This is a genomic window from Lysinibacillus sp. GW247-5R2A (assembly GCF_059424475.1).
Genome location: NZ_JBWKZL010000016.1, coordinates 59,850 through 81,758 on the forward strand (window position 1 = coordinate 59,850; position 21,909 = coordinate 81,758).

Genomic DNA, 21,909 nt, shown 5'->3' on the forward strand with positions numbered 1-21,909 from the left:
GTATAGATTTGGCTGTCTACCGTTATGAGATAAAGAGTAATTAGCTGACTTCGATTGTGCAATGTTCGCACATATCGACAGTCAGCTTTTTATTCATTCTTACATATTGGCCAACTGACTTGTAGAAATTTTTGGCTCGTTTCAATAACTAGTGTGAATCAGTTTTTTAAACACATACTAGTAGCGCGGGAATTGAACATGAAAATTTTGACGGAGGTGAATACCCGCATGGTAACTATACAAAAAACAACAAATGTACCATTATTACCTTTACGTGGACTTTTAGTATTCCCATCGATGGTGTTACATATTGATGTGGGTAGAAATCGTTCTGTAGCAGCGCTAGAACAGGCAATGTTAGAGGACCAGATGATTTTATTGGTAACACAAAAGGAAATGCACGATGAACAGCCAGAAGAACAAGATTTATATGCAATTGGTACAATGGCTTATGTCAAACAAATGTTAAAATTACCAAATGGCACATTGCGAATTTTAGTTGAGGGAGTCGCGCGTGCATCTTGGGAAAACTATCGTGCCTTAGAAAATTATACATTTGTTGATATCGACGTAAAAGAGGATTTATTAGGTAAGGATGTAGAAACGCAAGCTTTAATGCGTACACTATTAACGTATTTTGAAAAATATGCTAAATCCTCTAATAAAATAACAGCCGAGACCATCAACACTGTAGCAGATATTGAGGAACCAGGACGATTAGCAGACATTATTGCATCACATTTACCATTTAAAATTGCAGATAAGCAAGAAGTGTTGGAAATGCTGAATGTGAAGAAACGACTAGATCACTTAATTATTCGTTTGCACGATGAACAAGAAGTACTCGATCTAGAAAAGAAGATCAATTCAAAAGTGAAGCAATCGATGGAGCGTACGCAAAAAGAATACTATTTACGTGAACAGATGAAGGCTATCCAAACCGAGCTAGGGGACCGTGAAGGGAAAACGGGTGAAGTAGCAGAGTTACGTAAATCAATTGAAGCGTCAGGGATGCCTGAGTCAACAAAAGAAGTGGCACTGAAGGAATTAGATAGATATGAAAAAATTCCAGGTGCTAGTGCTGAAAGTGGCGTTATCCGAAATTACATCGATTGGCTCATTTCCTTACCTTGGACAAAGGCAACTGAGGATCGCATGAATATTGATCATGCTGAGAACATTTTGAATCGTGATCATGACGGATTAGAAAAAGTTAAAGAACGGGTTCTTGAATATTTAGCTGTCCGTCAGCTGAAAAATTCACTTCGTGGACCGATACTTTGCTTAGCGGGACCTCCAGGTGTGGGGAAAACATCATTAGCTCGCTCTATCGCGGAAAGCTTAGACCGCAAATTTATTCGTATTTCATTAGGTGGGGTTCGTGATGAATCAGAAATTCGTGGGCACCGTCGTACGTATGTAGGAGCTATGCCAGGTCGTATTATCCAAGGGATGAAAAAGGCTGGTACCATTAATCCAGTATTTTTATTAGATGAAATTGATAAAATGTCTAATGACTTTAGAGGAGACCCTGCTGCAGCGATGCTAGAAGTTTTAGATCCTGCGCAAAACAATACATTTAGTGATCACTATATTGAGGAAACCTATGATTTATCAAATGTCCTATTTATTGCCACTGCCAATGATTTGAGTAGCATCCCAGGACCATTGTTAGATCGTATGGAAGTAATTTCTATAGCAGGCTATACAGAAATTGAAAAGGCACAGATTACGAATAATCATTTAATTCCGAAGCAGTTGAAAGAACATGGTTTGAAAAAGTCACAAGTTATTATTAAGGATGAAGCTGTAATTGATATTATCCGTTATTATACACGTGAGGCTGGAGTACGTGGTTTAGAACGTCAAATTGCTACGCTTTGTCGTAAAATTGCCAAGATAATTGTTTCGGGTGAGAAAAAACGAGTAACGGTTAACTCAAAATCAATCCAAGAATTGCTTGGTAAACATCGTTTCCGTTATGGACAGGCTGAAAAGGAAAATCAAGTAGGTGTTGCAACTGGTCTTGCTTACACAACAGTTGGTGGCGACACCTTACAAATCGAAGTATCCTTAACACCTGGAAAAGGGAAATTGCAACTAACAGGTAAGCTGGGAGATGTCATGAAAGAATCAGCTCAAACAGCCTTATCCTATGTTCGAACAAAAATGGAGAAACTTCAAGTAGATCCAGAATATTTTGATACACATGATATCCATATTCACGTTCCAGAAGGTGCTGTCCCTAAAGACGGGCCATCTGCAGGTATTACAATGGCGACAGCTATTGTCTCTGCCATTCTAAACAAACCGATTCGCCGAGAAGTGGGGATGACAGGTGAGATCACATTACGTGGTCGAGTACTACCAATTGGTGGTTTGAAAGAAAAAACATTAAGTGCTCACCGTGCAGGTTTAACAACTATTATTTGTCCAAAGGATAATGAACGCGATATAGAAGATATCCCTGACAGTGTCCGTGAGCAACTTACATTTAAACTAGTGTCATCGGCAGATGAAGTATTAGCCTATGCACTGGACGGAGGTATTTAGAAAAATGAAAGTCCATAATGTCGAAATGGTCATTAGTGCGGTAAGACCAGACCAATATCCAGAAGATGGACTGCCAGAATTTGCATTAGCTGGTCGTTCAAATGTAGGGAAATCTTCCTTCATTAATCGAATGATCGGACGTAAAGCTTTAGCGCGTATTTCGTCTAAACCTGGTAAGACACAAACCCTGAACTTCTATAAAATTGAAGAACAATTGTTTTTTGTAGACGTTCCTGGTTATGGTTATGCAAAGGTTTCGAAAACAGAGCGTGAAGCGTGGGGAAAAATGATTGAGCGTTACTTTACAGGGCGTCAAGAATTAAAAGCTGTTGTACAAATTATTGATTTGCGTCATCCACCAACTGCGGATGATCGCATGATGTATGATTTTTTAAAGCATTATAATATTCCTTGCATTGTGATTGCAACGAAGGCAGATAAAATTCCAAAAGGTAAATGGGATAAGCATAAAAAAATTGTCAAAGAGACATTGGAGATGGAAAAAAATGATCCACTTATTGTCTTTTCTTCAGAAACAGGCCTTGGTTTTGAAGAGGCTTGGCGTACTATTGAAAATAGAATGTAAAAAAAAGCATCTATTGGTTCTAATGAATTAGGACTGTAGATGCTTTTTATTTTTACTTATGAAGTATGGAGAAACTTGGAGAATATGCTTGAGAAATAAAAAAATTTGCCGATAAGGTAGATAGGAGGTGGACTGTATGGATATAGCGGCTTTATCGATGGCAATGAATCAAGCGACACTTATGCAAAACGTATCTTTGGCTGTAACAAAACAGGCGATGGATATGCAGCAGCAAAACACAGAACAATTAGTTGAAATGTTAGATGCTCCACATCCGACAGCTGGACATACAATTGATGTTCAGGTCTGAGCAGGCAAGGTAGCTTTAATTGAAAGCTACCTTTACTTTTAAAGTTATCGTTTGAGATAGAAATTGTAACTTTTTGAATGAGAAAAACTACCAATAATACGATATACTATTCATGACTAAAATTTAGCAAGGAGGCAGAATTTTTGAAAAAGATATCATACATACTATCGATTATGTTACTGATGGTTCTAGTTTTTTCCTTTAACCAAACAGCTAAGGCTGCCCAATTAGTAACTGGTACCTTTGTTGATGTAACATATTCAGAATATACTAAGCCAGATGGCACGATAGAAAAGCAGCTGAGTAAAGTGACATTGCAAAATGATCGCGGCCGTTCTGTAACCTACAATATTAATAAGAACACTCGCTTATTTATTAATAATACGTCCACAACTATAGAAGGTTTTAAAATGGGCATGGAAGTGGAAGCTGACATTTCTTTAAGAAGTGTTGTGGAGCTACGAGGTAAATCTAATTTACCAACAGAAACAAATATTCCATCAACTGGTGGCAACAGTACCACAATTGCTGGTGTCGTAACGAGTATTGATCCTAATGGTTTATTTATTATGGTTAAGCCAGATATTGGTGCAGAGACTACTTACTATATTAATAAAGAAACCGTTTATCAAAAAAGCTCATCTGCAACGGATATCAGTGCCCTATATGTTGGAGATCGAATTAAATTGAACTTGAAAAATAAAAATACTTCTATTGTTACAAAAATAGCAATAAGTGAAACGGGTACTCTTGTAGAAAACCTATATAAAGGGGAAATACAAGCAGTTAATCCTAATGCCAATAAATTAACTGTCAAAAACCAGCATGCTTTTGTTAACTGGCAATTTGGCTCTCAAATAACTGCAGACCTTTCAACAATGCCTTTTACTACCAAGGTACCGATATATGTGGGAAATACTAAGGTAGAGAAAGGTCAATTGAAAAATTATATTGGTAGTGAAGCTTACTACGCGACTGTAAAACAATTTGGGAAAGAAGTTATTGAGAAAATTGTAGTATTGAAAAATAATGAACGAACTTATTATGAACCAATGCTATCTGTAGATACAGATTACAAACTGTTAAAACTTAAAACAGCAGGCTCAATGTATTTCCATAATGGAACTATTTTAATTCGTAATGGTCGTTTAATTGAACCGACGGGGCTTATGGCTTATGGTACAGCATTTGTAATTACGGATGGTGCTGCTCGTGATCACTATGCACAGGTAGTGCAAGTGACGAGTGATAGCTTTATGTCTCCAAACTTAGCTGGTCATGAATTATATTATGGACGATTATCTCAAGCTGATGGCTACCTTATTGAAATTGACGATGCTATGAAAATAGAATCTAATGTTTTCAAAAAAACAGATCGTACAGTTCTGTCGGTTAGTAATTCAACAAAGGCTAAGGTAGATGACGGAAGTAGAACATATAATGTCATGCCTGATATTGAACTTTATTTATCTGAAGGGGATTATGGTTACTTTTATGTGAAGGATGGTCATGTACAGGCCCTTCATATGTTAGATAATGCCAAACCTGTTGCACCATTAATGCTTACAGGGAAGTTGCAATCTGTGAAATCTACGTATCCTGCTGTTATAAATGTCAAGAGTGTTAGTCAATGGCAAAATGGCCGTTGGTATGAAGCAGGTGAGATGATTAATATGAATATTGATCAAGCGACACTGATAAAAGCAGGTAAAGTGATTCAGGCATCTGATTTACAGCCATCGGATCGTTTAGTTGTATTATCGGATCGATTTGTAAAGGGACATTTTATTTTAGTAGATTAATATCAATAACAAACTAAAATCTGCGAGTCTAATGCGAATAGTATTAGCAAAAGGCGATGAAAGGAATCTTCGCTTAGGCTTATAGGCTAAATTGTCAATACTTTCGAAAGATAAGCAGATTTTTGTTTTAGAAATTTTTAAAGCTAGCATCATGATTCACTTTATGTACAGTGAAAGAGAGGATAAACGTATGCAAAAAAATTGGTCAAAATTAGTGTTAGTCGTTCTGGCTATTTTTGTAATTAATTCGATTACACCATTCCATGCATCAGCTGCTTCATTAGAAACAACCGGTGCCGTGAAAAATGAATATACATATGAGGAAGCGGTATTTCTTTCAGGATCACCCGTCATTTTCAAAGGAACAAGTAAAGATATTAAGATTACACAAAAAGAATCAAAGGGCAAACTAACTGAAACGTATAGTATGAAGTTAACTGGCAACAATGGCGCAACATTAACAAGAAACATGGCCTACGAGTCAGATGTTGTGGATTATGCAAGTATTGGTCAAAAAACTTCTAATGGAGAGGTTAAGAAATATACTGAAAAAATTACAATCGGATCGATTACTTATTCTTTAGTCGATTATCAATTTTCCCAAGGAACTGTTACAGATAATCGGGCAGCTTCTGATTATTACTCGGGAAATGTAATTTCAAGAAAGACCTATGCCTATGAAACTGGCAAAGGGAAAAATGCGGTTCAAAACACCATAACGATTGAAACTGATAGCAGACATGCAGGCTATGAAAACTTTTGGGGAGCAACTGAAACACAAATCACAGAGTCTGTTTATTCATTCAGTGATGGTAAGACAAGCCATGTGAAAAATCGCGTATCTACTAGTAAATCACGTATCCTGAATTACGAGGAGAACCTAGGTACTTTAGGCAGCTTCGAAGGTGGCTATGCCGTTGTCAGTGAAAAGGACGTTATATCGGAGTACACTTATAATTTAGCTTCGGGACAAAAAGGTACACTGGATTTAGATACAGAATATATGCCAACTATTGAACGTCTTATTATTCCCAAATTTAGAGACTTAACAAATCATTATGCGAAAGAAGCAATTGAGAAACTGTATTCTCTAGGTATTTATTCAGATTCAAGTAATTTCTTCTCTCCTAAAACGCCAATGAAACGCATTGATTTTACTACAGCCATTGGTAAAGCTGTTGACCTACGCGTGTTTGAAGAAAAGAAATCAAGAAAAGCTCCTACTACAAGTGTCTTTAAGGATTTAAAACGATCTACTAAAGACTATTACTATATTGAATCAGCTTTAAATAAAGGGATCATTAAAGGGGTTTCAGCGGATTACTTCATGCCTGATGGTGCCATCACAAGAGCTCAGGCGGCAACTATCTTTGTTCGTGCCTTAGGCCTAGAAAATAGAGCGCCGAATCCTGGCTATTTAACGAAATTTACGGATGACAACCAAATTCCAAACTATGCAAGAGATGGTATCTATATTGCCAATGAACTTGGATTGATGATTGGCGATTCTGCTGGACGTTTTAATCCAAATAAACCACTGTCTCGAGCAGAAGCTTCCGTTGTTTTAGAACGTTTCTTGAAATATTTAGAAGATGACTTGAAACAAAATTATCGTGATGACATATTGTTCTTTAACTAAAGAAAGGACTGAACAACCATGACATATGTAAAAAAAGCAGTGCTTACTATGCTGTGCTTCATGCTGCTTTTGATGACAGCAACACCTGTTGTTACGCAAGCAGCTACCACAATTAGAGATGTTCCGACGAATAGTAATAATTACAAAGCCATTTCTTGGGCGGTTGACAATGAATTGATGACTTTGAACAATGCCAATAACTTTTTACCGAATGAGCAAGTGACAGATCGAGAGCTTGTCCTCATGTTTGCGAAGCTAGACCGTAATTATCCATTATCTTATACGGATAGTGTAGCTTATAACTTTTATAGTGATTTTTATTTACCGTTTAATGGAACACATGTAAATGCCAATCGATCAAAAGCGATTACTCGTGGTCAATTTGCACAAATTTATGCCGCTTTTAAAGGATTGGATTTAGATGAACCACAAGCTGTTCAATATTTATATTCAAACAATTTATCGACAAGTAATTCAGGCAAAAAGACATTTGCAAGCTTTAATCCATCAACAAAATTAACGCGTGGTGATGTCGCGACATTCTTATACAGAGCAGTCCAAAATGGTAACTTTGCCGTACAAGGATTAACGCGAAGTGCAGCTGGTCGTGATAATGATAGTATTACATTACCTCCGGGATTCATGGGCTCTAATAGTGCGGATTTTGAAGAGCCAAAGGATAACTCCAATGATTTTACTGGACCTGATTATGTAAATAATGCATTGCAAAGCATTGTAGTGGAAAAACCAGATTTAATTGCGAATGAAGTGGATTCAACACTTGTGACTGTATCTTTAAAGGCTTGTAATGGAGACCCTATTGCGGATGATAAATCTTATACATTCCGTGTGACGTCAACTTACGGTACGATTATCGATACTTCTGGCGAAGCGGTTAGAACCGTCCAATCTGATGGTTCGACTGTATCAGCTATTGTTGTAGCGCCAAAATTAACAAAATCTGCTCGTGATACGATTTCCTTTGAATTGGTTAATAATACCGATCCAGCAATGAAGTGTCTTGTAGGGCAAAAATTAAAAGCAGAGGTGCGTTATTCACCACAACCTGAATTGCGTATTGATTACCAAGTCTATGATCCTACTAATACAGATGATGATAATGGGAATGTGACACCACCGTATATCCCATATGAGAAATTGCCAGAGTTCTTCACACAAAACATAATTGATGTGTATTCACCAATTCCATTGAAGTATGATGGGGATAAAAAGCTATTTAGTATTGGGCAGCAAACTAATGTAACAGACGCCTTGGGCAATGTTCAAAATGTTTATTTACGTTACGGAGGCTCAGATCCTAGATATCCAGCACTAGGGTATGAAAATGCTATTTTACAATTTGAAAACTACAATATTTCGGTTTACCTTTTTGAGGAACTGTTAAATCGTCGTTTAGATAATTCGGTCACATCGCCAGCTAAAACAGAAATTATGTATATGATTTCTGAAGATGGCCGTCCGATTTATCGTGTTCAAGGGATTGATGATGCTATCGCCTCTCAGGTAGAAAACATTAATCCAGTTGGAGCTATCATCCAGCTTATGAACCATATGCCGGAAGAAAAAAAATTGACACTTGAACATTATGATAGTGTTATGAAAATTTATTCTATCTTTACCAACTTAAGTAACTATGATCGTACCGTGTTATTAAAATATCAAGGCGGGAAGCTACTTGGACAAGTAGAGGCTTATAAAAAACGAGTAGAGGCATTGAAAGAAAGTGCTGATGCTGCATCTAGACCATCAGGCAAGGATCGCTATACAAAAGTCATGGTGACGTTAGTTCGTCCTGGTGGAGAACCAGTTACGGATTATCAAGGAACAGTCAAAATCAAGTATGATGGAGTGGAAAAAACAGCTTCATTTATTACGAATACTTCAGATCCATTAAACAATACTGGTAGCCCAGGTACAGCTGTTGCATACTTTGACTCTATCATCTATGGCAAATCCAAAGTAGAAGCAACCCTTGTCAATCCAATAGACCCTCGTTATGCAACGATTTTGAAGGGTTTAAAAGATAAAACAGTAACCAAAGATATTTTTACTAATCCGTACTTCAGTAAAAATTCATGCTCATTAGCAACAGAAATTGCCTATGTAGTAGATTATTCTTCATCTATGAAGGCTGTTGATCCAACTAATTATCGTGGCAAGAAAATGATTGAATTTATCAATCAATTGAAGGCGAAAAATAACATCGTCATCGAAACAAACACAAAGGCAACAATTCTTGGTGAGGGTACAACAGATGCTGTATTGAAGAAAGATCTTTATAAAGCATCTAAAGAGAAAGGTGCTACGGATATTTTTGCAGGTATTGATATTGCATTAACGAAATTCTCAAACGATACAAAAACGGCTAAAGCTATTGTGGTTGTATCTGATGGGAAAACAAGTAAATCAAAAATGACAAAAGTGATCAATGAAGCGAAAAAGCAAGGTGTGAAAATATACACAGTAAGTATGGGCAAGAAATCACAAGTAAATGATGCTACTTTAATGCAATTGTCTACAGAAACTGGCGGAGCTTATTATCACGCGCTTGATAATTTACAATTGCATCAGGTGTTCCAAAAGTTGATTGATGCGATTTTATGTAAAACTCCGGCATCAAGCTGTATCAACCCGGATGATTTATTTGAAGATGCAAATGTATCATTACGAAAAGGCTATCTTACAATGAGCGCTCGTATTGATGGTAATTGTCCAAACGTTGCGAAGATTAATGTACGTTATAAATCAATTAGTGGTGATGTACAATTCGAGTTGCTAAAACGTAGTGATCATGTATTTATGTTAACGAAAACAGTACAAACTATGCAGGACTTTAAAGTTAATAATGAAATTGATTTGATCGCATATGATAAAGATGGAAATATTATTTCAATGAAAACTATTTCTATAACAAATTAATGATGAAAACTGCCTCCTTATGCGGGGCAGTTTTTTAATTTGAAACAAAACGTATAATTTGTTACACTTAGTTTATAATAATTCTAATGTAGATGACGAAATGCAGTTCTTCATGACATGTTCACAAATTATAGATGAACTATTGTCGAACTGTGCTATAATGAAATTTGTGAATTAGAACGTGTGAGGTGTTATTCATGCATACCATCGTAGTAGGCTTGAATTATAAAACAGCGCCTGTTGAAATAAGAGAGAAGTTATCATTCATTGAGAGTGAACTACCTCAGGCAATGGAAGCGCTGCAAAAGCAGAAAAGTATTTTAGAAAACGTTATTGTTTCGACATGTAACCGTACAGAAATTTATGCTGTTGTGGATCAACTGCATACTGGACGTCATTTTGTGAAACAATTTTTAGCTGATTGGTTTGGCTTGCCTGTGGAGACATTTTCTTCGTATTTAACAATTCGTGAAGAGGATGAGGCAGTCGAACATTTATTTAAAGTAACAGCTGGAATCGATTCAATGGTTCTAGGTGAAACGCAAATTTTAGGGCAAGTAAAAAAAAGCTTTTTAAGTGGACAAGAGATTGGCACGACAGGAACGGTTTACAATCAACTATTTAAACAAGCGGTAACATTTGCAAAGCGAGCACATAATGAAACAGCTATCGGCGAGAATGCGGTATCAGTTTCTTATGCAGCAGTAGAATTAGCAAAGAAAATTTTTGGCTCTTTACAACGCAAGCATGTAGCTATTCTAGGTGCAGGGAAAATGGGGGAGCTTGCGATTGAAAACCTCTACGGCAGTGGAGTAGGAAAAGTAACAGTAATTAACCGTACGTTTGAAAAAGCGGAAAGTCTAGCTGCAAAATTCCATGGTCAAGCTAAATCAATGAAGGAATTACAGTGCTCCTTATTAGAAGCAGATATTTTAATTACATCGACTGGTGCAACTGACTATGTCATTGATTATGAGCTCATGCAATTCGTGGAACGTTTACGTAAAGGGAAACCATTATTTATGGTAGATATCGCTGTTCCGCGTGATATCGATCCACGTGTTGGCGATTTACCAAATGTTTTCTTATATGATATTGATGATTTACAAGGTATTGTCGAAGCTAATTTAGCGGAACGTGAACGTGCTGCTGCGGATATTACGGATATGATTGGGCATGAAGTGCTCCAATTTAAAGATTGGGTGTCTACGCTTGGTGTCGTACCTGTGATTTCTGCATTACGGAAAAAAGCAAATCGTATTCAAGAAGAGACGATGACTAGTATCGAGAATAAAATGCCAGATTTAACGGAACGTGAACGTAAAATTTTAAGCAAACATACAAAATCAATTATTAATCAATTGTTAAAAGAGCCAATCTTACAAGCGAAAGAAATGGCCAATTCACCAAAAGCAAATGAACAGTTACGTTTATTCCAACAAATTTTTGGTATAGAAGAAGCTGTGGAAGCTGAAGTTCAAGAGATGACGAAGCAAGAGCTTGAGCGTAAAGAACGCGCACAGGCAACTCAAACTTCTGCTGAACCAAAGTATTCTTTCTAAATAATCTAATGCGATTTGTACACTGAAGTTGTACGAAGTGGTGTTGCGCTATTGGATTCTCTACTGATATTACATGAGGCGTTTTCGTATCTGTATGGTAAACTTAGGATACGAAAACGTTTTTTGTTTTCTTATTTATAGCTTTATAATTTCACTACAAAGAAGGGATGTCTATTGGCTGATTTGACCATGACAAGGCTATATGAGGTGATGATCGTCTTGTATGCGATCAGTCTAGTTTTTTACTTTACTGATTATTTTTATAAGCAAGTACGAGCAAGGCGCATTGCTTTCTGGCTTGTTTCATTTGTATGGATGATTCAAAGTGCCATTATTATTTTAACGTTTGTGGAAACGAAACGCTTTCCGATCTTATCATTGTCAGAGGGAATTCTCTTTTACTCCTGGTTACTTGTGACGTTATCCATTATCCTGCATTGCATTGCAAGAGTAGACTTACCGGTATTTATTATTAATATATTAGGATTTTTGTTTGCTAGTATATTTACATTTATGCCTAAACGTCCTACGGGAACTGTCGGAGATACATTAATTTCGGAAATGCTTTTTATTCATATATCATTTGCGATATTGTCATATGCAGCATTCACATTAACATTTGTGTTTGCCATTTTATATCTTGTTTTATATCGATTGCTGAAGAAGAAAAAGTGGTCGCATCTTTGGACAAGACTGCCATCTTTACAGCAAACGAGCAACTGGATGAATGTATCATTCTTTATTGGAATCCCAATGTTATTTATAAGTTTAATATTAGGGTTTGAATGGGCATTATTAACATTAGAGAGTCTTTCGATTTTCGATGCGAAGATCATAGGATCCTTCATTATTTTAATTTTGTATTGCTTTATCTTATATGTGAATCGCAAAAGCAAGCTGATAGGTACAACTTATGCATGGGTACATATTTATGCCTATTTATTAGTTGTTGTGAACTTCTTCTTAGGAAGTAGTTTATCGCGATTCCATTTATGGTATTAGAGGAAAGGTTGGAGACTGTTGAGAAAAATTATTGTAGGTTCTAGGAGAAGTAAGCTAGCACTAACGCAAACAAATTGGTTCATTAATGAATTAAAGGCTGCTGGTGCTCCATTTGAATTTGAAGTAAAAGAAATTGTGACAAAAGGTGATCAAATTTTAGATGTACAGCTTTCAAAGGTAGGGGGCAAAGGATTGTTCGTTAAAGAAATTGAACAAGCCCTTTACGATAAAGAGATTGATTTTGCTGTCCATTCTATGAAAGATATGCCTGCTGTATTGCCGGAAGGTTTAGTAATTGGCTGTATTCCTCCACGTGAAGATGCACGTGACGCATTTATTTCCAAGGGACATGTTAAATTTGCTGATCTTCCTGCAGGAGCTGTCGTCGGGACAAGTTCTTTACGTCGTAGTGCGCAGCTACTAACAGTACGTCCGGATCTTGAAATTAAATGGATTAGAGGAAACGTTGATACACGTTTAGCTAAGCTTGAAACCGAAGAATACGACGCGATTATTTTAGCAGCAGCTGGTTTAAAACGACTTGGTTGGAGTGAAGATGTTGTCACTGAATTTTTATCAGTGGAAGATTGTTTACCAGCCGTAGCACAAGGTTCTCTTGGTATTGAATGCCGTGGAGATGATACCGAGCTATTAGCAGAGTTAGCTAAATTAACAGACCAATTTACATGGCAAGAGGCACATGCAGAACGAGCATTCTTGGCGGCTATGGATGGCGGGTGTCAAGTACCAATCGCTGGCTATGCCACATCAAATGGGGATGAAATTACTTTAACAGGCCTTGTTGCTGCACCTGATGCATCAGTTGTATATAAAGAAACAGTAGTTGGTTCAGACGCACAAAAAATTGGGGAAGAATTGGCTACTATTTTAACGAAACAAGGAGCTTTCGATTTAATTCAACGTGTGAAGGCAGAGCAAGATGCAAAATGATTTACCTTTAAGAGGTAAAACGGTACTTTTAACAGGTACATCTAAAACAACAGCTATTGTAGATGATATTGCAGCTTTAGGTGGCCATGCAGTAATTGCCCCATTAATTGAAACATGCGAACGTATGGACAACGCTGATGCAAAACTGTTGAATAGTGCGCTACAATTTGACTGGGTTATCTTTACGAGTCAAAATGCTGTAGATGCATTTGCTAATAAGATGGAGAGGCATCAATTAAGTGCCGAAAATTTTCAAGCGAAAATTGCTTCCATTGGCACAAAAACAACTACAGCGTTAGAAAATCTAGGATTTAAAGTGAGCTTTATGCCTTCCGTATTTAGTGCTGATATTTTCGTCAAGGAATTTCCAAGTATAGCTGGCGACCATCCAAGTTGTCTGTTTATTCGTGGAGAAAAGGCGAAAAGTACGTTGAAGGATGGACTGCCCTTTAATTTGAAAGAATGGACAGTTTATGAAACGGTAGAACGACATGATCAAACATCAGCTATTATTAATTGCATTCATCACAATGAGGACGTCACAGTGATTTTTGCTAGTCCTTCAGCTGTTGATGTATATGCAAAAAGTGTAGCAGTACATGTCGGGTGGCAAGCCACTAGGGTTGCAGCCATCGGCCATATTACGGAAGCAGCTCTTGAACAATACGGTGCAACTGTGGATATTATGCCAAGTGTATATACAATGCAAGCAGTCATCGAAGAATTAATGAAAGTAGGGGACAAATCATGACAAGACTACAATTTCAAAGACATCGTCGTTTGCGTGCCAATGCAACGATGCGATCAATGGTAAAAGAAACATACTTACATAAAGAGGACCTCATTTATCCTATTTTTGTAATAGAGGGCGAAAGTATTAAAAATGAAGTACCATCTATGCCTGGTGTTTTTCAATTTTCATTAGATAAGCTTGAAGCAGAAATTGATGAGGTTGTTGCATTAGGAATCCCAGCTGTAATTTTATTTGGTTTACCGGCTGAAAAAGATGCTGTTGGAACTGGTGCATTCCATGATCATGGTATTGTCCAAGAGGCGACTCGCTTAATTAAAACGCGTCATCCTGAGCTTTTAGTCATTGCGGATACATGCTTATGTGAGTTTACGGATCATGGTCATTGTGGCTTAATTGAAGGCGATCAAATTTTAAATGACCCTTCATTAGATGTTTTAGCTCGTACAGCAGTATCACAAGCAACGGCAGGCGCAGATATAATTGCTCCATCTAATATGATGGATGGCTTTGTTGCAGCCATTCGTGCTGGTCTTGATGAAGCAGGCTTTGAGCATATTCCAATCATGTCATATGCTGTGAAATATGCGTCAAGTTACTATGGCCCATTCCGTGACGCGGCAGATGGTGCTCCACAATTTGGTGATCGTAAATCCTATCAAATGGACCCATCTAACCGTTTAGAGGCATTCCGTGAGGCAGAATCTGATATCGAAGAGGGAGCGGATTTCTTAATTGTTAAGCCAGCCCTAAGTTATTTAGATATTATTCGAGATATGAAAAATAATTATCCATTACCACTTGTTGCGTATAATGTCTCAGGTGAGTATGCGATGATTAAAGCAGCTGCTATTAATGGGTGGATTGAAGAGAAAAAAGTTGTGCTTGAAACATTATTAGGCATGAAACGTGCAGGTTCTGATTTAATTATTACGTATCATGCAAAAGATGTTGCACGTTGGTTGGAGGAGAAATAAATGACACGTTCTTACGAAAAATCAAAGCAAGCCTATGCTGAAGCTGTTCAGTTAATGCCAGGTGGTGTCAATAGCCCCGTTCGTGCATTCAAATCAGTAAATATGGACCCAATTTTCATGGAATCAGGCCATGGGGCTATCATTAAAGATATTGATGGTAATGAATATATAGATTATGTATTATCTTGGGGCCCACTCATTTTAGGGCATACACATCCAGAGGTTGTCAAAGCAATTGCTGAAACTGCAGCAAAAGGCTCTTCCTTTGGTGCACCAAGCTATACAGAAAATCGTTTAGCTCAATTAGTGTTAGATCGTCTTCCAGGCATGGAAATGATTCGCTTCGTTTCTTCGGGAACAGAAGCTACTATGTCTGCATTACGTGTAGCTCGCGGAGTTACAGGTCGGGATAAGATTTTAAAATTTGAAGGCTCTTATCATGGCCACGGTGATTCATTATTAATTAAAGCAGGATCTGGAGTTGCTACATTAGGTCTTCCTGATAGCCCTGGCGTACCTGCAGATATCGCTCGTAATACGTTAACTGTAGCCTATAATGATTTAGAAGGCGCTAAAGCTGTTTTCGAAAAATTTGGTGCAGAGTTAGCAGCAGTTATTGTAGAGCCAGTTGCAGGGAATATGGGTGTTGTACCACCACAATCAGGTTTCTTAGAAGGCTTACGCGAATTAACAACTACACATGGTGCGTTATTAATCTTTGATGAGGTTATGACGGGCTTCCGTGTTGATTATGGTTGTGCACAAGGTTATTTTGGAGTTACACCTGATATAACGACGTTAGGGAAAGTAATTGGCGGAGGCCTTCCAGTAGGTGCGTTTGCTGGTACTAAAAAAATTATGGAGCAAGTAGCACCAGCTGGACCGATTTATCAAGCAGGTACACTTTCAGGGAATCCATTAGCTATGACAGCGGGCTATGAAACGCTATCACGTTTAGATCACAGTACTTATGAATACTTTAAACAACTAGGCGATCAGCTAGAGGCTGGTTTCCGTGAAGCGGCGACGAAGTACAATATTCCTCACACTGTTAATCGTGCGGGTTCTATGATTGGCTTCTTCTTTACGAATGAAGAGGTCATTGATTTTGCAACTGCTAAATCATCGGATTTAGCCTTATTTGCTGAATACTTCCGTCTGATGGCTGAGGAAGGAATTTTCCTACCACCGTCTCAGTTTGAAGGGTTATTTATCTCTACTGCACATACAGAGGAGCATATCGCAAAAACGGTTGATGCCTTCTATAAAGTATTTGCACAATTAGCTAAGTAAAATTGATAGGGCATGCTAGAAAAAATCTAGCATGCCCTTTTGTATACATAAGTTAGAAGTCATTGTAGTACTTGAGCAATAAAAGAACAAAAGAGAAAAGATAGCATATATTAACTACCAAGGACAATCATCTATACTGGATGAAGGACCTGCTTTTGTCAAAATTATATCTTTCAGCATAGCCAAAATGTGGACGATATCGTTTATAATATAGCTATTCATAAAAGAAAGTAGTGAATTGATATGGCAACAGGCACACATACGGTCGAAGTACCCGTAGGAATTGAACATGTATGGGATTTTGTCAGTGATATGGAGAAATGGGCAAAGCTTGTCCCAGGTTATAACGCACATGAAATGATTGATGACAAACATTCAACATGGACTTTTAAAGGAAATGTGGGAGTGCTGAAAAAAACAGTTGAAGTAGAAATTATTATTTTAGAGTGGGTATCCCCATCCAAAGTGACATTTGAACTTAAAGGTCTTTCGGATAATTTCACAGGAAATGGCTATTTCCTTGCAGAAAGCATCGATGCTGAAAACACAAAAATGACAGGCTTCTTAGAGGTTATTGCTGGCGGATTAGCTGGTCCTGTTTTAAATCCAATTTTCAAACCGATAGTACCAAAGGCAACGCAAATTTTAACAGATCGTGTAGCAAATAAAATCAAATTAGTACATGTTTAATGGATGTAAGTACATTCATAAAAATGGCATGCTAGAAGTAATATTCTAGCATGCCATTTTTATATGAATTTCCTCTTTTTTTATACGGTTGGAAGCTTTCTAGCATACTATCCTCTCATAAGTCATATGATGCAAAGGGAGGGATTATTATCGAACACAAAACTTGGAATATGAGCGAAACATTTTGTTTTCCTGGGTACGGCTGCCCAACAGAAATAGCAGCTGTGCAAATTAAGCCACAGTGGCAGGCAATGCAGTTAGAGGATTCACTTCGACTAGTGGGCATCTATCATATTACCGCACATGTACGCTTCGATTTTCAAAATATGCATGCTTTTACAGGCGATGATGATTTAATTTCAATTGATGCCCTAGATGTCCAAGGAGATACAGGTTATTTTGAGTATGCCGTGCCGTTACATGTCGATTTACCAAAGGAATCAAACCTTAAGGATATAATGGTCAAAGATATTCGCCCAAGCTTGACGAATCAGAAATGTCAGCTTGAATGGACAGTCACAAGCATCTTTAACGAATACGAGCCAGTTGTTGAAAATGACCATGTATTAGAAAATCAGTCCTTTACTGCCAGTGCCTATGAACATGAAGAGATACTTACTGTGCCAGAAGAAAGCATGCAAGTGAAAAAACAAACTACAGCAGTAGTAGCAGCTTCACACCAAGTGAAGACTCCAACAGTTGACCAAAAAATAAGTTTGAGAGAATCCTCAAGTCATATTGTTGTACGTGAGTCCAGCTCTTGGCATGAAGTGCCTTCCATGATTTGGGATCTAACTGAAGAATATACACCGCTTAAAGTTCGTGTATCAAATGATGTCTTTCAAAAGTAAATAGCTGAGGAGTAGCAAGAGTAATAAGAAAACTAAATCACCGGATGTTGGTACAATAATGACACGGATAAATTGAAAACCACAAATTGGCACGATAATCGTTCTACAGTAAAAACGAAATTGCCTTAACCAAGGTGGTAAAAGCCAGGGGTTATACTTGCGTCGACGCATTTGAATATTCACTTCCTTTTCTATTTACTTTACTCTTATTAAAAGATGACTAAATCACTTGAAAAATTACACGTTTCTGCGGTACAATAAGGAAAATCAAATACAGATGCTATGATAGGGAAGAGTAAATTATGTTACATTTTCAGAGAGGAAACGGTAGCTGAGAAGTTTCTATTTGTACTTAATTGAAGGTAGCCCTTGAGCAGCTTTAGTGAACTAACAGTAGTTAAAGCCGGTTAAACACCGTTACCGAATTAAGAGCCAGTAGATAAGGCTGAGAAATGTATTCGATGATCATTTCCTTAACCGCTGCTGGAATTAAAGGTGGTACCGCGAACTAAAACTCCTTCGTCCTTTTAGACGAGAGGAGTTTTTTTATTTGGTAAAGTGATTGCTTTATCAATAGTCTTCAAACATTAGGAGGAGTCAATATGACAGAAAACATTTCAATGCCAACTAAATATGACCCACAGTCCATTGAAGCCGGTCGCTATGAATGGTGGTTGCAAGGGAAATTTTTTGAGGCACAGCCAGAAAGCGGGAAAGAACCCTATTCAATCGTTATTCCACCACCGAACGTAACAGGTAGATTACACCTTGGTCATGCATGGGATACAACTTTACAAGATATCCTCATCCGTATGAAACGTATGCAAGGATATGATGCACTTTGGTTACCAGGTATGGACCATGCAGGTATTGCTACACAGGCAAAAGTAGAAACAAAGCTACGTGAGGATAATATTACACGTTATGATTTAGGACGTGAAAAATTCCTCGAGAAAACATGGGAATGGAAAGAAGAATATGCTGGGCATATCCGTGATCAATGGGCAAAGCTTGGCCTTGGATTAGACTACACACGTGAGCGATTCACACTAGATAAAGGTCTTTCGGAGGCAGTTAATACAGTTTTTGTTCAATTATATGAAAAAGGCCTAATCTATCGTGGTGAACGCATTATTAACTGGGATCCAGCTGCTAAAACAGCATTGTCTGATATCGAGGTTATTTACCAAGATGTGCAGGGTGCCTTCTATCATATGAAATATCCTTTAGCTGATGGCTCAGGATATGTAGAAGTTGCGACAACACGTCCTGAAACGATGCTTGGAGACTCTGGCGTAGCTGTTCACCCGAAAGATGAACGTTATCAGCATTTAATTGGTAAAACGGTTATTTTACCGATTGTAGGTCGCGAAATTCCGATTGTAGCAGATGACTATGTTGATATGGAATTTGGAACAGGGGTTGTAAAAATGACACCTGCCCATGATCCAAATGACTTTGAAGTGGGTAATCGTCACAACCTTGAGCGTATCCTCGTGATGAATGAAGATGGCACAATGAACGAACTTGCTGGCAAATACAACGGTATGGATCGTTTTGAATGTCGTAAGCAAATTGTTGCTGATTTACAAGAAGCGGGTGTGTTAATACGCATTGAAGAACATATGCATTCAGTAGGGCATTCTGAACGTTCTGGTGCTGTTGTAGAGCCATATCTTTCAGCACAATGGTTTGTTAAAATGCAACCACTTGCAGATTCTTCATTAGAGCTTCAAAAAGACCAAGAAGGTAAAGTAAACTTTGTTCCAGCTCGTTTTGAAAATACTTATTCACGCTGGATGGAGAATATTCGTGATTGGTGTATTTCTCGCCAATTATGGTGGGGCCATCAAATCCCGGCTTGGTACCATAATGAAACAGGTGAAATTTACGTAGGAAAAGAAGCACCGGCTGATGCAGACAATTGGACACAAGATGAGGATGTACTAGATACATGGTTCTCTTCAGCGCTATGGCCGTTTTCTACAATGGGCTGGCCAGACGAAGCAAATGAAGAATATAAACGTTATTACCCAACAAATACGCTCGTAACAGGCTATGATATTATTTTCTTCTGGGTATCTCGAATGATTTTCCAAGGTCTTGAATTTACAGAACAACGTCCATTCAAAGATGTATTAATTCATGGTTTAGTTCGTGATGGTGAAGGGCGTAAAATGAGTAAGTCACTTGGCAATGGTGTTGATCCAATGGATGTTATTGAGCAATACGGTGCAGACTCATTACGCTACTTCTTAGCAACAGGTTCATCACCTGGTCAAGATTTACGTTATACTACTGAGAAGGTAGAGGCTATATGGAATTTCTCTAATAAGATTTGGAATGCATCCCGTTTTGCCCTTATGAATATGGATGGAATGACATATGATGAAATCGACTTAACAGGTGAAAAATCGGTTGCTGACAAATGGATTTTAACACGCTTAAATGAGACGATTGAACGTGTAACATCTCTGGCAGAGCGCTATGAATTTGGTGAAGTTGGTCGCGAACTTTATAATTTCATTTGGGATGATTTCTGTTCTTGGTATATTGAAATGGCAAAATTACCATTATACGGTGAGGATGAAACTGCTAAAAAGACAACTCGTTCTATTTTAGCGTACGTACTCGATCAAACGATGCGTCTGTTGCATCCATTTATGCCATTCATTACAGAGGAAATCTGGCAACACTTACCGCATGATGGTGAATCGATTACAGTAGCTGCATGGCCAACAGTACGCACGGATCTTCATTTTGCTGACGAAGCAGATAATATGAAGCTCCTAATGGATATTATACGTTCAGTACGTAATATTCGTGCGGAAGTAAACACGCCAATGAGCAAAAAAGTACCGTTATTTATCTCTGCAAAAGATGCTGCAACAGTGGCAGTACTTGAAGCGAATAAAGCCTATTTAGAGAAATTCTGTAACCCAGATACGTTAACAATTGGTGAAGGCTTAGAGGCACCAGGTCAATCGATGACAGCAGTTATTACAGGTGCACAAGTTTTCCTACCGCTTGTTGGGCTTATTAACTTAGAGGAAGAAATCGCTCGTCTTGAAAAAGAGTTAGAGAAATGGGCAAAAGAAGTGAAGTTAGTGACAGGTAAGCTTTCAAATGAAAAGTTCGTATCGAAAGCACCTGAGGCATTAGTCAATGTAGAACGTGAAAAATTAGCGGATTATGAAAGTAAGCACGCGGTTGTATTAAAACGTTTAGAGGAATTAAAAAATATGTAATAGGAAAGCAATGGATGACGCTAAAGTCATCCATTGCTTTTTTTATGCGGGGCAAAAGTTATGCATTGAAATGGGTAAAAATATGTAGTACTATTTAGAATAATTAGTCTAATAGGTGGAGGGTATTTATTATTATAGTAGGAAACAAAACCTAACGTAATATTATGTTGACGGAAAAGAAATGGTCTGTAATGGAATCGCTATACCAAAGCAATGGCTTTTTTCGGGTTTATGGTATGAATGGAGATGTGAAAATGACAGGTAATATGACATCCTATATTACGAAAGTCAATAAAGCATGTGATGACTTAGATTTTGTTAGTGCAAGGGTATTGATTGAAACAAATCTATTGAAATTATCAGAAGCGAAATATTATCGTTTATTAAACACAAGTGCGCGTGTGCTTATTAAACATGTTTTAGCAAATAGGCAAACTCAACAGGAGAGTACAAAACTATCACGGACAGATATGTTAACCATCCATAAAATAAATGAGTATTGCTCAAATTTTGATATTTCAATGTTGAAAAGAACATTAAAAAACTCTTTTGAATTAGTACAACGTCCAGATGTTATGCCTTTATTAAACAATGACGCAAAAATAATTTTGGACAATATGGGTGCATTGCTAGGGGCTCACCAAGTACATTAATAAAAATACTGAACAAACACGCGGTGGACTTACCCCTGTCAAGTAGACAGCACTAAAAAACACTACGCAGCCATCTGGTGTCGATATTCTATCGGCGCTAG

At 37.7% G+C, this 21,909-nt stretch carries 17 protein-coding genes and 1 other annotated feature; of the genes, 16 read left to right on the forward strand and 1 reads right to left on the reverse strand.

Going from position 1 to position 21,909, the window contains the following annotated elements; genetic code table 11:
* Positions 1-228: 228 nt before the first annotated feature.
* From lon to AC07YC_RS20755, 14 genes are all read left to right on the forward strand, one after another.
* Positions 229-2,553 (forward strand): endopeptidase La, encoded by a 2,325-nt coding sequence (gene lon, locus AC07YC_RS20690; protein ID WP_336635500.1) that lies wholly within the window; start codon positions 229-231, stop codon positions 2,551-2,553.
* Positions 2,554-2,557: 4 nt separating this feature from the next.
* A complete protein-coding gene (gene yihA, locus AC07YC_RS20695) occupies positions 2,558-3,139 on the forward strand; it encodes a ribosome biogenesis GTP-binding protein YihA/YsxC (RefSeq protein ID WP_036149273.1) in 582 nt (193 codons plus the stop codon).
* Between the two features lie 136 nt (positions 3,140-3,275).
* Positions 3,276-3,449: a YjfB family protein gene (locus AC07YC_RS20700; RefSeq protein ID WP_080709112.1), complete on the forward strand. Its 174-nt coding sequence runs from the start codon at positions 3,276-3,278 to the stop codon at positions 3,447-3,449.
* Positions 3,450-3,592: 143 nt separating this feature from the next.
* Positions 3,593-5,251 (forward strand): DUF5666 domain-containing protein, encoded by a 1,659-nt coding sequence (locus AC07YC_RS20705; protein WP_494920324.1) that lies wholly within the window; start codon positions 3,593-3,595, stop codon positions 5,249-5,251.
* 190 nt (positions 5,252-5,441) lie between these two features.
* Positions 5,442-6,890, forward strand: a complete 1,449-nt coding sequence (locus AC07YC_RS20710; RefSeq protein WP_336635502.1) for an S-layer homology domain-containing protein — start codon at positions 5,442-5,444, stop codon at positions 6,888-6,890.
* 18 nt (positions 6,891-6,908) lie between these two features.
* On the forward strand, positions 6,909-9,830 hold the full coding sequence (locus AC07YC_RS20715; RefSeq protein ID WP_336635503.1) for a vWA domain-containing protein: 2,922 nt from the start codon (positions 6,909-6,911) through the stop codon (positions 9,828-9,830).
* A 197-nt stretch (positions 9,831-10,027) separates the two neighbouring features.
* Positions 10,028-11,392, forward strand: coding sequence for a glutamyl-tRNA reductase (hemA, locus tag AC07YC_RS20720; protein ID WP_494920325.1), 1,365 nt, complete (start codon positions 10,028-10,030; stop codon positions 11,390-11,392).
* A 174-nt stretch (positions 11,393-11,566) separates the two neighbouring features.
* Positions 11,567-12,394, forward strand: coding sequence for a cytochrome C assembly family protein (locus tag AC07YC_RS20725; RefSeq protein ID WP_036119291.1), 828 nt, complete (start codon positions 11,567-11,569; stop codon positions 12,392-12,394).
* A gap of 18 nt (positions 12,395-12,412) precedes the next feature.
* Entirely contained in the window at positions 12,413-13,345 is a 933-nt protein-coding gene (gene hemC, locus AC07YC_RS20730) for a hydroxymethylbilane synthase (RefSeq protein ID WP_494920326.1), read from the forward strand.
* A complete protein-coding gene (locus AC07YC_RS20735) occupies positions 13,335-14,096 on the forward strand; it encodes a uroporphyrinogen-III synthase (protein ID WP_336635505.1) in 762 nt (253 codons plus the stop codon). Before hemC ends, AC07YC_RS20735 begins: the two co-directional genes overlap by 11 nt.
* The gene (gene hemB / locus AC07YC_RS20740) at positions 14,093-15,073 is read left to right on the forward strand and encodes a porphobilinogen synthase (protein ID WP_494920327.1); all 981 of its coding nucleotides are present in this window, start codon (positions 14,093-14,095) and stop codon (positions 15,071-15,073) included. The genes AC07YC_RS20735 and hemB overlap by 4 nt, the downstream gene beginning before the upstream one ends.
* Complete coding sequence (gene hemL / locus AC07YC_RS20745) at positions 15,074-16,366, forward strand: glutamate-1-semialdehyde 2,1-aminomutase (RefSeq protein WP_336635507.1); 1,293 nt, start codon at positions 15,074-15,076, stop codon at positions 16,364-16,366.
* Positions 16,367-16,609: 243 nt separating this feature from the next.
* Positions 16,610-17,056 (forward strand): SRPBCC family protein, encoded by a 447-nt coding sequence (locus tag AC07YC_RS20750; RefSeq protein ID WP_025114606.1) that lies wholly within the window; start codon positions 16,610-16,612, stop codon positions 17,054-17,056.
* Positions 17,057-17,226: 170 nt separating this feature from the next.
* Positions 17,227-17,907: a valyl-tRNA synthetase gene (locus tag AC07YC_RS20755; RefSeq protein ID WP_494920328.1), complete on the forward strand. Its 681-nt coding sequence runs from the start codon at positions 17,227-17,229 to the stop codon at positions 17,905-17,907.
* On the opposite strand, the gene AC07YC_RS20760 is transcribed toward AC07YC_RS20755, so the two are convergent.
* On the reverse strand, positions 17,884-18,078 hold the full coding sequence (locus AC07YC_RS20760) for a YszA family small membrane protein (protein ID WP_081791133.1): 195 nt from the start codon (positions 18,076-18,078) through the stop codon (positions 17,884-17,886). The genes AC07YC_RS20755 and AC07YC_RS20760 overlap by 24 nt on opposite strands.
* A gap of 102 nt (positions 18,079-18,180) precedes the next feature.
* Positions 18,181-18,437: a binding site (T-box leader), on the forward strand.
* Positions 18,438-18,509: 72 nt separating this feature from the next.
* Between AC07YC_RS20760 and AC07YC_RS20765 the strand changes: the two genes are divergently transcribed.
* Positions 18,510-21,155 carry a valine--tRNA ligase gene (locus tag AC07YC_RS20765; protein ID WP_336635509.1) on the forward strand — a complete coding sequence of 882 codons (2,646 nt, stop codon included), beginning with the start codon at positions 18,510-18,512 and terminating at the stop codon, positions 21,153-21,155.
* A gap of 164 nt (positions 21,156-21,319) precedes the next feature.
* On the forward strand, positions 21,320-21,808 hold the full coding sequence (locus tag AC07YC_RS20770) for a hypothetical protein (protein WP_494920329.1): 489 nt from the start codon (positions 21,320-21,322) through the stop codon (positions 21,806-21,808).
* The last annotated feature ends 101 nt before the right edge of the window (positions 21,809-21,909 follow it).